Origin of the sequence: Aquimarina sp. AU119 (assembly GCF_900312735.1) — a bacterium.
GTDB classification, from domain to species: Bacteria; Bacteroidota; Bacteroidia; order Flavobacteriales; family Flavobacteriaceae; genus Aquimarina; species Aquimarina algiphila.
In genome coordinates this window covers 77273-93161 of record NZ_OMPF01000035.1, presented here as the reverse complement: position 1 = coordinate 93161, position 15889 = coordinate 77273, and the positions used below count along the sequence as shown (strand labels likewise).

10 protein-coding genes are annotated in these 15889 nt (G+C 31.9%); 7 read left to right on the top strand and 3 right to left on the bottom strand.

Features of this window, described 5'->3' with window-relative positions; all coding sequences use genetic code 11:
* Positions 1–160 precede the first annotated feature (160 nt).
* Entirely contained in the window at positions 161–4660 is a 4500-nt protein-coding gene (locus DK442_RS25525) for a DUF6443 domain-containing protein (protein WP_160114360.1), read from the bottom strand.
* Between the two features lie 35 nt (positions 4661–4695).
* The gene (locus DK442_RS25520; protein ID WP_109438745.1) at positions 4696–7902 is read right to left on the bottom strand and encodes a hypothetical protein; all 3207 of its coding nucleotides are present in this window, start codon (positions 7900–7902) and stop codon (positions 4696–4698) included.
* A gap of 694 nt (positions 7903–8596) precedes the next feature.
* Here DK442_RS25520 and DK442_RS25515 point away from each other — a divergent pair.
* From DK442_RS25515 to DK442_RS25505, 3 genes are all read left to right on the top strand, one after another.
* Entirely contained in the window at positions 8597–9502 is a 906-nt protein-coding gene (locus tag DK442_RS25515) for an AraC family transcriptional regulator (protein ID WP_160114359.1), read from the top strand.
* 194 nt (positions 9503–9696) lie between these two features.
* The gene (locus DK442_RS25510) at positions 9697–10263 is read left to right on the top strand and encodes a hypothetical protein (protein WP_109438865.1); all 567 of its coding nucleotides are present in this window, start codon (positions 9697–9699) and stop codon (positions 10261–10263) included.
* Between the two features lie 793 nt (positions 10264–11056).
* Complete coding sequence (locus DK442_RS25505) at positions 11057–11656, top strand: Crp/Fnr family transcriptional regulator (RefSeq protein WP_235011033.1); 600 nt, start codon at positions 11057–11059, stop codon at positions 11654–11656.
* A gap of 2 nt (positions 11657–11658) precedes the next feature.
* Here the strand turns inward: DK442_RS25505 and DK442_RS25500 are convergent, their stop codons facing one another.
* Positions 11659–12537: a sterol desaturase family protein gene (locus tag DK442_RS25500; RefSeq protein ID WP_109438742.1), complete on the bottom strand. Its 879-nt coding sequence runs from the start codon at positions 12535–12537 to the stop codon at positions 11659–11661.
* 118 nt (positions 12538–12655) lie between these two features.
* Between DK442_RS25500 and DK442_RS25495 the strand changes: the two genes are divergently transcribed.
* From DK442_RS25495 to DK442_RS25480, 4 genes are all read left to right on the top strand, one after another.
* The gene (locus DK442_RS25495; RefSeq protein ID WP_109438864.1) at positions 12656–12868 is read left to right on the top strand and encodes a DUF2892 domain-containing protein; all 213 of its coding nucleotides are present in this window, start codon (positions 12656–12658) and stop codon (positions 12866–12868) included.
* Positions 12869–12933: 65 nt separating this feature from the next.
* Positions 12934–13998 (top strand): YncE family protein, encoded by a 1065-nt coding sequence (locus DK442_RS25490; protein WP_109438741.1) that lies wholly within the window; start codon positions 12934–12936, stop codon positions 13996–13998.
* 213 nt (positions 13999–14211) lie between these two features.
* The gene (locus DK442_RS25485) at positions 14212–15078 is read left to right on the top strand and encodes a zinc-dependent peptidase (protein WP_160114358.1); all 867 of its coding nucleotides are present in this window, start codon (positions 14212–14214) and stop codon (positions 15076–15078) included.
* A gap of 71 nt (positions 15079–15149) precedes the next feature.
* A complete protein-coding gene (locus tag DK442_RS25480; RefSeq protein ID WP_109438739.1) occupies positions 15150–15851 on the top strand; it encodes a Bax inhibitor-1 family protein in 702 nt (233 codons plus the stop codon).
* Positions 15852–15889 lie beyond the last annotated feature (38 nt).

Sequence of the window (15889 nt, the reverse complement as noted above, 5' to 3'; positions counted from 1 at the left end):
GACATCCAAGAGTTCTGTCTTGTTTTTATCCATCGAATGCGCGATCGGGTCTTATTCTATTTATTTTTACCGCTACCGAAGTTGTAAAGCTCACAAAGCAGGAATCTCTATAAACTTCTTTTTAGCTTCTTAACAATTCGATTATGTTTGTTTATATCCATCATTTCAATGTTTTCGTTCTAGTAAGTTGAGTTGATCCATTAACTATTTTAGTAGAAACTTCATATCCAGCTTTAATATATGGACCACTTGCTAAACCAGCTGCTGTTTCGTCTAATACATTACCTACAACTTTAATACTAGACATTCCATTTTCAACAGCAATAGATTCTACAGCATTAATTAAACTAGCGTTTGCTGAAGGGCCATCTGCAAATTTTGATATAGCTTCTATTTCTACAGTCATGGCTCCTCCCTCTCCAGAAATAGTTCCTGAGAATTCAGTACCTGCGACTAATTCAGTAGATTCATCAAAAGTTTTGGTAGCAAATGATTTACTAGCTTTTGTCTTTCCTAAATTTTTGAGAGATTTAGCTGTTTTAGAAATTGCTTTTCCTCCAGCCTCTCCTGCAGCTGCAGCTGCAACTTCAATCGTTAAATCAGCAACTTTCTCACCATATACTTGTCCTGCAGTAGCCACAAGATCATCAGATGTTGCAACTTTTGCTACATCTTTAGCTATTTCATGCACCCCTCCAGAAACAACATTTAATGCAGTATCAGTTGCTTGCATCATACCGACAACTGTAAAATGGTTGGATGCAGCAGCTTTAACTGTCTGAATAGGACTATTAACTAGCTTTTTAGCACCTTCGTATGTGTTATAAAGAGTTGATTTATAGGCGTTAAATGCACTATTTAGAAATTTCTTGCAAAATTCACAATTACCATCTGGATCGGATAAAAGAATAGGGTTGTTCATACTATATTTATATGGAGCCCAACCATAAAACATTTCTGCCATTGGATCAAGATTCATCCATCTTCCTAAAGAAGCATCATAATTCCTTGCTCCAAAGTCTAACCATTCTAAACCTAATTCTGAGTTCTCTTCTTTACCAACAAAACCATAGTTATGCTCCCGACCAATAATTGTATTATTATACCCCTTGTGTTCGAGTCCAAAAGGATAATAATTCTTTTCCTCTACAATCTCATCCTGAGTAATTGATCCATCTTTATCGGTATCTTTATAGGATAACCTTATATTTCCAAGGTGATCCTTATATTGATAGATATACTCAAATGATGAGATTGCAGTGCTACCACTTTGGGTGACAGGTTCTACATAACCTTCTGATGTATTAAAGAACTCTAATTCTCCATTCTTATAGATGTAATTCCCAGCATACTCTGTTATTGTTAAAGAACTTCCACTAGGAGCTGTCTTTTTAAGTTTAACTCCAGTAGCATCATAAATATAAGTAATATCTCCTGTTCCTTCGTTATTACTAATAGAAACTGTTTCTGGTAAATTTAAATGATTGTAGGTAATATTGGTAATCCCTTTGTTACGATCTTTAGTCATATTACCATTTTTATCATAATCATAATCATTACCAGATGTATTTCCATCCTTAAAACCTTTAGTATTACCAGTATCACTTACTGATAATAATTTATTACCCCAATCATATGTATAGGTGAGGTCATCCATTGTATCGCTAAAAGAATTCTGATCGAATCGAACAAGTGTTTCAATATTTCCATTTTTATCATAAGTATATGAGCTAGAATAGCCTATACCAAATATAAAAGAGGCTTGTTTTAATCTGTTTAAGGCATCATAACTGTAATGGTAATTACGCAATATATCATCATTCGCTGTTCTCCAATGTGTTTCACTTATATTGCCATTATATAAGGGGTTACTATTTACAATCTCGGTAGTATTATAATTAATTTTATAAGCAAACAAATCAGTACCCAAATTCCGGGTGAGATCATTTATTTGTTTTAGCCAACCACGTACGTTGTATTTGTAGTTTACCGTTTGTAGTGGTTGGACTGCCGGACTAATGATCGTATTACCTGTACTTAGCATAGTAGAAGTGCCTCCCACATCCTTTTTGATCAATTGCCCAAGGGCATCGTATTTGTTATGTACCAAATGTTCTACATTTTGGGTATTGATCTGTTGGGTTTGGGTTAATAATCTACCTACATGGTCATAACTGAACTTGTCTACCGTTACTATTGGAGGATTGCTATCCTTGGTATGCGTAGTTTTGGTTTCTTCGACTCTGCCTATAAAATCCAATTTACTTTCTACAATGTCTGTAGTATTGAGATAGTCATTTTTACTCGCAACATATATTGGTCTTGCTTTTTGATCATAATAAGTAACGGTAGTAATCCAATTATCTGTTTCAAGTACTTTTACTTTACTTCCTGTGGCTAACGATTTGGTACGATCACTGGTGTCTATTCCGTATACCGTACCTGGATTTGATAACCCATTGATATCAAAATTATAATCATCATAATAGTTGACTGTAAGTATTTCTATGTCTGTATTTGGAAACGCATCATTACTATAATATAATGTAGTTCCTCCGGTTGCAGTAGCTGGTTCTCTCTTCTCCCAAAACGTGTCTATTCCGCTCATTACCAAGATTAAAGTCCCTCTATTGCGCGTACTTTTATATATACCGGTATAGGCAACCCTTCCAAAAGCATCGTATTTGGTGAACAACCATTCTCCTTTTACTTTTTGGTTGGCATCTTGTGTGAGTATCGGTTGGTCTAATTTGTTATAGATGATAGACTCCCAATCGGTGAATCCTCCCTTTCCAGGAATTTTCTTTTCTACCAAACGGTTTCTGTAGTCGTACTTATATTGATAACAGAGTGCATTTAATTCTACAGAATTAACACCATCACTAGTAGTTACTTTTGGCGGAATTACATAAGTTAAATTCCCGAAATCATCATATACATAATAGGTGTCATGTGGTATACCTTCATTAAACGTTTGTTTTAAAATTACTCTACCTAATTTGTCTTTATATTCCTTGGTCGTATGATCATTTGGATGAGTTTGACCGGGTTGCCAGTTTTCATCTTTTGTAATAGTGATGTGCAGTTGGTTAGAAGTATAAAAGCCATCTTTTACCAGTTGTGGTTTTCCCGTGTTTTCTCTTTCAAAAGTAACTTTAAAGTGTATTACTTCATCTATAAGATTAGTGTTCCAATCAAATTTGATAGTATGATCATTGTTACTAGTTGAATCTACTTTCCAATCTTTACCAGGCGCTCCTTGTTTTTGCACTCGATTTAGAGGTGAAGCTTCAAATGCACGTCCTGAGTATGCATTAAAATCTTGATGATTAGCTGGCACATCTATAAAATCATCACCATAGGTCGTTTTATAGTAACTATTGATGTCATTATTGATATTTACGGTAGCATAGCTTCCTATTGCTGTTGTACTATTTCTTTCGAAAGGTAAATAATCCTTTGTCTGTCTACCATAGTCATCATAAGGGATATGGGTAACAATATCTTTGATATTTGGTGAAGCTTTAATTCCTACTTGTTGCTTTGGTCTTCCTAAACCATCAAAGTATGTAATACTCTCAATCACATCTTTGTTAAATCTAATATCATCTGATGATACCATTGCTTCCTGATATACTCGTGTAAAGATGTAATTTTCATTACTTATTGTGATCGGAGTATAAGGAGCAACGACACATCCGTTATCCAGCCCATATACCTCAGGACATTGATCATTTGCATTATTTACATATCCTGTAGGTTGTGTACAATCACTAAGAGAAGTATTAGGGTCACCAAATCCATCACCGTCTGTGTCTGCATACCATATAGAACTAGAATTAATTATATAATCAATTCTTGTAGCTGTACTCCAACATCCCGTAGTATTATCTTGAGCTTTTATATAATGTACATTTCCTGTAGCATTACCTTCGGTAAAACTTATTGATGATTCAGAATTAGAGCTATCAGTTCCAGAATCTGAGCTCTGCCAATACCAAGTAACACCATTAGGAACATTAACAGAGTTAAAACTTAAAGTCGTACTACCACAAAGTTCTGTAATAGAGGGGATAGATGGAGGCGTTACTAGTGGTGGTATAGTAACATCTACAAAACCAGAATCATCGCTCCAACCACCATTATAATCATAGGCTCTAATATAATAACGCCCAGAACCTTCATTAGCTGTATATGTTGCGTCATTTCCCAAATTAAAATTTTCACCATCAGGATTTTTCCCTTGCCAATACCAAGTAACATTAGGGTCGGGATCTCCCGTTCTGTTTAATGTTGCATTATTACACCCCAAAATAACAGTGGGATTTGGAGGAGCAACAACATTTGGAAATACCGTAACATTATAATCATAAGCATAAATTTGATCATTATTTGAAAAGCTAACGATGCACGTTATAGTTACAGTACCAGAATCTACAAAGCTTATATCTGCTTTATTGGTTGTTTGAGAAACTACAAGTCCCCCCGTTACTTGCCATTGGTATGTGGGATTTCCTTGAAAACCAGATAAAAATAACTCATATCTATGAGTTTCCCCAATATTTGAAATAGTAGGTCCGCTAATATTTCCCTGGACTTGCGCTGCTATTGTATTCGATGTTAAGACTATGAAAATCAACATTAGAACTAATGTGATCATCTTGTTTTTTATTGTTTTATTTTTTATCATCATCATTAGTTTTTGTAAGCATATTTATTCTCTGAAACCAGGTTTCCTTCATCATCTTTTACGGATTTGAGACGGTTAAGATCATCGTACTCATAATACATAGTATATCCTTTTGGATCTGTCATACTGGTTACTCCAACTAAAGGGTCATAGGTATAGGTAGTAATTTGTGTTTCTGGTAAAGTATCTCTTAGTTCATTAAGTGCTTGTCGTAATATCCCTTCTTTACCAGAATTTCCAAAAGTGCGGTCATTATCAGCATTTGATTTGGCTTTTAGATTGGCCACATATGAGGTGATCTGATTATAGGTAGCATTTTCTATTTTTGCAATTGGTAACCTATCTTGATATCCCCAGATATAAGCTACATGAGGTCCATCAGTTTTTGAAACTTCTAATGGATTACCAAAATTGTCATAATCATAATAAGTAAGTCTTGGTTCTGGTGTATCATTATTTTTGGCTGTTTTTATAAATTCTGGAAGTAAGATGTTATTATCCCAATCTTTATACTCCATATTTTGAGTATTTAGTAATGATTGATCTTCAAAGATTTTTGTTTGAATAGGAGAGGAAATCCTATTTAGATTCGATAGATTATTAGCTATAGCAGTAGTAAAATTATATGGATAGAAATAGGTATTGATTACTTTTTCATTAGTACTATTTATAATTTCCTGTTCTTTTAGGTGTCCCTGTGGATTATTATACTTGTACAGGTTTTGGGTAAATACAGTGGAGCCATTATAATGATCTGTTACTGCGGTTTGGATGAGTCTATCTACATTACGGCTTGCATTAAAGCTTGTAGTATCTGCAACATAATTTCCTGGACCTTGGGATGAAAATAGATTTTGTCTAACTTTTACAGAGTATACTCTTTGGTTAAAACCTAAATCGTCGTCATAATCATAATGATTCACAGTTTCTTTTACGAGAGTTCCATCAGATTTAGCAATTTCTTCCTTAAGTAGTTTCCCGTTTTTATAAGCATTATCATCTTTTATTAGAAATGGAAAAATAACGGGTGCTGGGATATTACGATTAAAAATCAATTTTCGTGACCCGTTATTCCCATTGGTTGAAGTGAATTTTTCTATAACTTGTTTATATATTATATGGCTTCCCATATAATATCCTAGAGGCAGGTTACTAGAACTAGAATAGCTTCTGTATACACAGTCTTGTACGCCTCCATTCACGACGTTAGTTGTTCCATACACATATGTAGTTAAATTTCTTCTTCTAAATAGGAGTCCTTCACTCACGCCTTCAGCATTTTCGTAGACATATTCTTTGGTGATGCAGTTATCTGGATTATTATCGGGACAACTTTTGATCGTTTGAATCCTGATACCTCCTGTTGCCCTAGATCTGGCTTGTGGTTGTTGTGTATTACCTCTATTTATTTTTACTGTTGCTGATCCTTCAACATAAGAACCTATAGTAGAAGTGCCTGCATTACTTACTGAAGCAGAAACTCTATATGTTCCCGGTTTTAGATATACTTTTCTATTAAAACTATTTGTAAGTATTTGCCCGGGTTGTAAAAAACCTCCACCATAAGACAGGGTTGCTATATAGCATGGCGTGAGAGGGTCACAATCATTCACCTCTCTATAATCAGCACAAGCAAGCCCAGAGGTTGTGTTTATTTCAGCAATTTTAGCAATAACACTTCCTCCTACAGCAGCTTTAGTTACAGTAATAGAAATATCTGCTGCCGTAACCTCTGTAATGGTAAATGTTTTGGCTTCAGCATCATCATCTCCATTTGGATAAGATGCATTAGCAAATGCCCTATATGTTTCATTTGGGTTAGTACAAGCTGAATTGAGAGGATCATAAAAATCATCAAATTCATCCCCATCTACTCCAGGGTCATACGTGTTTTGCTCGTAAACAAATTCTGTACTCCCTTTTGTTGGATAAATAATTTTTTGCAATGCTCCATCAGAAGAACGATCAAAATTAGGTTGTCTAGGACTATATAAATCATTAATATCTACTAATTTCCCAGTGTTATTTACGTTAGCAAATCCCCAAAAATCTTGTTTAGTAAAAGCGATGTTATCAGAAGGACTATTCTTATAATAAAATTGATAACGATGACTAGGATCATTATTAATAGTGATATCTGTTAATAATTTTCTTGTTTTATTGTTATTGTCATATACGAGGTCGTAGTTGAATATTTCTTTACTAAAGTAATCGTTTACCTTTATTTTATCTATGCGTGCGAGGTATTGGTTTAATTCTGTGGTCACTGGTCTTGTAGAAACAAAATTAACAGTACCTAATGAGAAAGATATACTTTCGAGTATTTTTGAAGAGATACCATATCTGGCTTCAGAGTTTCTTAAATTATTGCCACATCCACTTGGTCCTATTGATTTTGTATAGGATTGCGAAAATATCCTTTGAGTATGATAGTAACCTGTATAATTAAGGGTGATCACTCTGTTATCGGTTAGTAGTATTTTTGAGAGTTTCCATCCAGAGATGTATCCATAGGCAGGGGTCGAAACAAGGTCATTAATCCCAATAGGAGGTATTCTCTTTGTAGTTTCTGTAGATTGAAAGAAATATTGTATTCCGTTATCATCAGTAACTTTAAGTCCTTGTGCGAAATCTCCATTGATGACTTCGATTTTATAGGGTTTATAGGGTTTAATAACTGCATTTTTGTTTTCATCAAAATAAAAACTCGCCTGAATATTCCCGACACTTATCATAAACTTATCAGGCTGAGTATCCCAGATTCCTAAGGCAGAATTTTCTTCAAAACTTCGTCTATCTACAGATGATAATTGATTATTTATGTAGGGGATAACTTTGTTTAACCCAATCCTATTAGTTCCTATATATCCGTTAGGCTCCTCATCTGGTCTTCCTCTTAATTGTCGGGTTATAATGCCACCAGCGCTTAAGGACCAACCCAAACCTGTAGCCCCTGGAATTTCGTCTACCAATAATCCAGTGTAGTTATAATTTAGGGTTATAGGTAGTTGAAAATTACCTTCTTGTATGGTATATATTGGAATACTTTGATTAGCTACTCCAATACTCATATTTACGGGGATCTCACCAAACTTTCCAAGTGTTGATGCTTCTGGAGAAGCAGGGAAAATTTGTGGAATGTCAATTGGACCCGATTGAGAAAAAATGAGGTGTCCAGAAATTAATAGAAAATTAAAAATTATTTTTTTCATATGTCTAGTGTAAAAAAGTGCAGTAGTAATTGGTTAATTACTCTCATGATGATTTATTTTTTATTTTTTAATATGATATTTGATTGAGTAGTTTCAAAAAAGACCTTCGAAGTACCTATATGGTTTAATGATATGACAAGGGATTTTGAATCGTGCAATAGGTGATAACTGTTTCATAATGTGAATGTATTTGTGTGATTAATAAAACTCACTCTTTATTCATTTTTAAATTAAAAGAGAGATTGTTTTCACCCTTTAGTGTTACCACAAAAAAAAATGATACCCTGTTTTTTTTAGATTTTTTTGAGAATTGTATTTTTTACATTAAAAAAGTTGCGTTATAAAATGTTGTATTTGTACTCAACGTGTAACTTTATCATAGCTTTATGAGTCTATAGAATAAGATTCTGTATAGAGAAAAAACAGTTGTTTTATCGACTAGATTTAAATAGTGTAATACCCAAAAATGTAATTAATGGACTTAATTTTGGATTTTATTTTTGTTGGGGGGATAATCATAATCTCTATAATTTTATGGCTGTTAATAAAATCAAAAAAGAAACAGCTATCGCAAAAAATACTGATTGTGTTTTTTGTACTTCTATTTTTTATTACACTATATTTTTATGCCCAGCTACATCATATTATTTGGCTAATACGAATTTGTTTTGTGCCAAATGATATCAGTGTGTTAATGATAGGACCACTATTATTCCTGTATATAAAATCGTTATTTTTAAAAGAAGAAAACCTGATAAAGAATTCATTATCACATTTTGTTCCAGCTGCCTTATTTGCTGTTTTTATAGCAATTCCAACAATTGTATATGATGTTATACCTCTGGGTTGGTTATCATATGTACATTCAGATTTTATACGTATTATTCTTAAAACCGAGGATATATATATGATAGGATATCTCTTGATTTCGTTGCGATTATTATCAAAATATAGAGCATTATTAAAATTTAAATATTCTAATTTAACACTGTATGATTTTAATTGGATTAAGATGATGTTGATTGGGGCATTGTGTATTATTAGTTTCAATTTTAGTGTTTTGACATATGAATTCTTTTTTGGAGATTTTAAAATGAATATAGAATTTATTGCAGTGGCAACAATGGTCATATGGATTGCGTATTTGGGGTATTATGGAGTGTATCAATCAAAAGTATTACTGCCCGATTTTCTGTTAGATAGTGATGAACTAAATACTGAGGTTCATGTTAATTCACTATCAGATGTTAAAAAAGAAGAGTTTGAAGTATTAAAAAATAAGCTTTACGATATCATAGAAAATAGTAAGCCTTATTTAGACGAAAATCTGACATTAAACACATTAGCACAACAACTTTCTACTACCGATAAAAAACTATCTATGTTGCTCAATCAATATATGAATACGAACTTCTATGACTTTATTAATACATATAGAGTAGAGGAAATAAAACAAAAACTACAATCAGAGCAATATGAAAATTATACCCTTTTAGGAATTTCTTATGAGTGTGGTTTTAAATCTAAAACTAGTTTTAATAGAGTCTTTAAAAAAGAAACAGGGCTTTCGCCTTCTGCCTACAAGAAAAGCCTGTCATAGATTTCTTCAATTTTTATGATCAAAAAAAGACCAATGCTTCTATTGGGACGATTAGCCTGTTTTATTTTTATTGATTTGTCTTCAAGTCTTTAATCAGGCAATGGATAAGATATAGTAAAGTAACTTTTTATTATATGGATTAAAATTTCATTGTTTTTAAGGTAATGACATTGTTTAATTTAAAAAATCAAAAAATGAAGAAAAATCTATTGACATTAATTTTCCTTTGGATAACCTTAATTGTTACCTCTCAAGAAGCAAGTGTGGAAAAATCGGTTTTCGGAATCCAAGCGGGATTTTCGGGAATATGGGCGCATACAGAGTTAAAATTATCAAATCAAATTGCACTACGAGGAGAGTTAGGTTTTGATGGTATTTGGGATCATGAATTTTATGAAGAAACTGATTTTTTATTAGTAACAGTACTTACTGTAGAACCTAGATGGTATTACAATTTAAATACCCGAACAAACAAATCCAAAAGAATAGATGGTAATAGCGGTAATTTCTTTTCGATAAAAACGAGTTTACGGCATTCTGATTTACTGATTGTTTTAGATAATGAAGAAGATACCAAAATTGTAACCAATCTATCCATAATTCCTACTTGGGGAATTCGACGTAATATAGGGAAGCATTTTAATTATGAAACCGGAATAGGAATTGGCTATATCCATTATTTTGGAAAGGACGCAGGTTTTCCTAAAAATAAAGATGAAACCGCAATTAATTTACATTTACGAATTGGATATAGGTTTTAGAATTTTAAACAAAATACATTAAGATATAAATGATCTACTCAGGGTTTTGTTTTTTTAGCTCGAGAACACCATTCTCAAAAGACTAACAATTATAAAATAATTGATAACAGATATTTGAAAGTTTACACGCAAAAGTTTTTTAATTCACATTCAGCAGCTTTTAATAGTTTTTTTAATTTTCTCTTTTTAAATCTACACTTAGTATTTGATATGTCATCTTTGATTCGGTAAATAAGGGATTCACAGTATTTAATTCGATTTGAAACGGGTAACTTCAAGATTACATTTTTGTATAATTGATCTAGATGGACCAATGAGTTTGGGGAATTTTTATAAAATAAAAACATTTGGGTTATAGTTTTATCTCGTTATATATTTTGGTTTTAAGATTAAACACTGACTGTTTTAATTGCATCAAACTTCATTCCCAAGTCCTAGTAAAATAGTTAAAGTATTACTAAGAATAGTTGTGGTTTTATACGATTAATACTATGTTATAACACCCTTTTAAAAGCAAGAGTTTGATGGTAAGAGAAATAGTTTATGGTACTAGTGAGTTGTTTTTCTTAAATATTTTTTACACAATCAGAGAGTTAACAAATACTATTTTAAAACGAAAAGAGGAACGAAGTAAAGATTATATGAAAATTTGTAAATATTCTATTTTTTAATCGTCTATCTTAGAGTACCTAATAGCAGTATACTATTCAGGCAATACTTAGAAACAAAAGTAATAAAAGATAAAACGTTGATAGCTGAAGCTCTAGATACCTATTTCCCTAAACTAGCTACTATGCCAGAACTCAAAGCAGAATTGGTAGCGATAAGCAGTGTACATAAATTTAATTCGGGAACAGTAATTTTAAGACAAGGATCATATATAAAAGTAATACCCTTAGTGATTTCTGGTTTGATAAAAATTTTTAAAGAAGAACCAATACATGGAAATGAAGTTCTGTTATATTATATAAAACCTGGAGAGAGTTGTGTGATGTCTGTAACTACTTTGGTTAGAAATGAAACAAGTAGGGTAAAAGCCGTGATTGAAGAAGACTCAGAAGTAGTTATTATTCCCGCAGATAAAGCATTGAAAATTGCTAAGGCATACCCAAAATGGAATGAATTTATCTATGACCTCTTTAATTTTAAATTCGAAGAACTTATTAATGTTATTGAGATATTAACGTTTTCGAATAAAGATAAACGACTCCTAGAATATTTGAAAAAAGAAGCACAAGTGAAAGGGGATAATATCCTTCGTACCACTCATAAGGATATAGCTTATGATTTAGGTTCTTCTAGAGAAGTGATTTCCAGATTGCTTAAAAAATTAGAACAAAAAGGCGTAATACGTTTAAAACAAGGAGTTATAGAGCTTTTACAAATAAACTAATGTTATTTTGCTTTTTTGTTCCAGAAACCATGCACAATTTGACCAAGAAAGCTTTTAGGAAATTGCTCTTCACCTTCAAACCCTAATTCAATTGTACCACTATCCTCTGGAATATAATTTGTTTTAAAAATATAGTCCCATAAACTCAAGCTAATACCAAAATTTACTCCAAATCTGCCTTCGGGTAATTTATATGAATGATGATACAAATGCATCACAGGGTTATTAATAAGGTATTTAAGCGGACCCCATGTAATTTTTATATTAGAATGATTAAAATGCCCGATAGTAATTGCTAAAAAATGTATGATATAAGCCTGTTCGGGTTCAAACCCACCCAAAATCATAACTGCAAACGTCTTTAATGGCTTGTAGAGGATATTTTCCATCCAATGATAACGTAAATGCGCAGCAAATCCCATTTCTTTTGTACTATGATGTACTTGATGATATTTCCATAAAAATGAATATTTATGTAATAAAATATGAGTAAACCATTGCACAAAATCTAATAGTATAAAGAAAATAAGTAGTTGTGTCCATAATGGCCAATCTGATATTTCTATTATAGCTAAACTTTTGGAGGTAATATGAATATCATTAAACAGAACTTCCAATAATTTATAAAAACCACTTATGGCTATAGAAAAAATAAAGAAATTGAAAAACATATAAAAGCCATCAATCCAAAAGTCTTTTCTAAATATCGATTGATTTTTCCTCCAGGGAAATATTATTTCTAATCCCCAGACTAAAAGCGATATGATAATAATCCCCCAGAAATAATTTGTATACCAAGGAACCTCAAAAAGTATTGAATTCCAAGTCCACTGTATTGTTCCTAAAAATGCATCGATAAATGCATTCATATACTTCTCCATAAAAATCCTTTTGCATAACAAAGATACCAATATCCTATTTTGGAACTTGTAACAAATGTCACAGTATTTCTTTTTTGTACAGATTAGTTTTGATTCTCAGAATTTTAAAAAAAATAAGATGAAAAAAAATATGAGTAACCTGGATCGCATTATTAGATTAGTGATTATAGCAGTAATTGCTATTCTTTATTATACAGGAACTGTTCAAGGAGTTTTTGCATTTATTTTATTAGGTATTGCAGGAATCCTATTACTTACCAGTTTTGTTAATTTTTGTCCTTTATATCGATTACTCGGAATTAATACATGTAGGATAAAAACACCAAACTAATGACAATTAAATAGTAATGTATAAACAAGTATACATTTTTTAGTCCAACTTAAATATTCACACAAATGAAAAAAATCTTTTTAGTATTAGTATTCAGTGCTTTTATATTCAATTCTTGCGAGAAGGAACCAGTTGAAAGAGAAAGTAATGCATTAGAGAATTTAGATACAGAAGCCAACGGGAAATTTGGTTATTATGGTAATAATAACTATTTCCTTGTGGCCAATAGAGGAGCATCTACGGTAAGTATTTTTAATGGAAGAACTACAGAGTTTGTTGAAGAAATTACGCTTCCTGATGAAGGAGCTCAACCTACTTATCTAGCATATAGTAGATATAATAACAGCTTTTATGTTGGGGATTTTACCAATAGAAAGCTTGTGTATTATGATGCAAGTTCTTTTGAATTTCAAGGAGAGATCGAGATAGAAGAAGGAGCATTTCATATGTGGATTAATGATTATGCCGGACAATTATGGGTTAATAATATAGTTTCTAAAAGTACTTCGGTTATTGACCTTAGAACCAATACAGTTTTGCAAAATCTTCCGCTACCAAATGATGAAATTCCTGAGTTAACAGAAAATGCAGTACAACATGATGTTACGATCTCTCCAAGTGGGTATGCTGCCTATGTAACTGTTCTTGATGGGCCTGATAAAAGTTACGTGGTCATGTATAACACCCGAACTCTAGAATATATAAAGCATGAAGTAGTTGGAGGAGATGCTCATTTATTACCTGTGGGTGGAAAACTTTATGTTCCTGCTCAAAATGCAAATACACTAACTGTATTTAGTAGATTCAACTTACGTAAATTAGGAGAAATACCATTTTCATCTACACATGGAATTTCAAATAATAGAAGATTTGTATTTACCACTGGTATTGCAGACAATAAAATAGGGGTAATTGATCGTTTTAGGAATAAAGTAATTTCAGAAATCGATACAGATTTTAATACTCCGCATAATTTAGCAGTAAATAGGAGAGGAGATATTTTGTTTTTGGCACATTCTGGAGGTTCTGCTACCAAAGTTGTTTTTTATAAAATAAGAAGAAACGGAATGCTAAAAAAACTGTCAGATTTTGATTCTGGTCTAAATCCATTTGGAGTGCTGTCTTATTAGCTCTTTACAAGAAAAGCTCATTAATAGAGTTTATAAACATAAAAAACTTACATTTCTCCTTAATTTTTTAAAATTAAGGAGAGGTGTAGAAAATTATAAGATAAAGGGTTAGCAGTAAGTTTATTAAGTGTAATTAGTGTTAAATATTCATTTTAATAACATTTTTGTTTCTAAAACGTTATTTTTAGTAGACTTAACCTAGATCGCCCTTTTTTGAATTTATATATAACGACTTTATTATCCTTTGAAGAAGTACCTACTAATTCTATACTCCAAAATGTAATTGGAGTATTCTTAACGGCTACTATTGTTTCTATTTGTATATATTATGTCCTTCGATATCTAGAATCGATTTATGTAAAATATAAGAAGAAACCATATTTTATTCATTTTTATCCTACCCTTAAAAAGTTGCCTGCCAATTTGCAAGCATTTCTCGATGAGAATGATTTTTATACTTCTTTGGGTAAAAAAAGAAAACGATATTTTTCTCATAGAACATTTAGATTTCTTGAGAAGACACATTTTGTAGGCAGAGAAGGATTAGTTGTTGACGATTTCATGCGTATGCAGGTATCGATAATGGTAATACAACTTACTTTTGGAATGCGCCATTATTTATTAGAACATCTAAATACTATTGTATTGTACCCAACATCATTTTATTCAATTCTTAATCAAACAGAAAATATAGGAGAATTTAATCCCAGATCTAAAGCACTAGCACTATCCTGGAAAGATTTTCAAAAAGGAAATATGCATCAAGATAAAGGAAAAAGCCTTGGGATTCATGAAATCACACATGCAATCCACTATAATTCTATTAAGAATAATAACATTAGTTGCGAAATTTTTTATGATACTTTTTTAGAACTTGAACAATATTTGGGTGATGAAGAAATAAGAAAAAATATTGTAGATACTAGAATATTAAGGGATTATGCATATACAGATAAGTTTGAATTTATAGCTGTTTTGGTAGAAGTTTTTATGGAATCCCCTATGGAATTAAAAGAAAAGTTTCCCGAGATTTACTACTACGTAGTGCAAATGCTAAATTTTAAGTATTTTGAGAAGTAGTTAGGTTAATGATTCTTAAGAAACGAGTATCTTTATCTAATTAAAATCGTTAACAATTTATAGTTATATCTATGGAAGAATTTAAACAAATACTGCCCGTTAGTGCACTTAGTGATGACAAAAGGGTTGCATTTTATAGAAAAACATATACTCATCTGGCTATGGCTGTTCTACTTTTTGTTATTGTAGAATGGGTGTTTTTTCAAATTGAACCTATTGTAAATTTAGCATTTTCATTGACAGAAGGATGGAGATGGTTTATTATGTTAGGAGGTTTTATGCTGATCACAAATTATGCAGAAAAAATGGCACATAAGAACCATAACATTAATCAGCAGTATTTAGGCTTACTATTGTATGTGGTTGCAGAAGCTTTTATTTTCATTCCGCTTATTGGTATCGCAATGATGATTGCAGAAAGTGGAGGAGCTAATATTCTTAATCAAGCTGCAATTTTAACTTTGTCTTTGTTTACGGGACTTTCTGCTATAGTTTTGATTACTAAGAAAGATTTTTCATTCTTAAAATCGATGCTAACTATTGGATTTTTTATCGCTTTAGGATTGATCGTCGCCGGATTGATATTTGGATTTAATCTTGGGCTTTGGTTTAGTGTTGGGATGGTTATACTCGCATCGGGATCTATTCTTTATCAAACTTCAAATATGGTTCATAAGTATTCTGAAGATCAATATGTAGGAGCTTCATTAGGATTATTTGCTTCACTAATGTTGTTGTTCTGGTATATCTTAAGTATTCTGTCAAGAGAATAAACATAAAAATGATACATAAAAAAAAGCCGAACATCGTT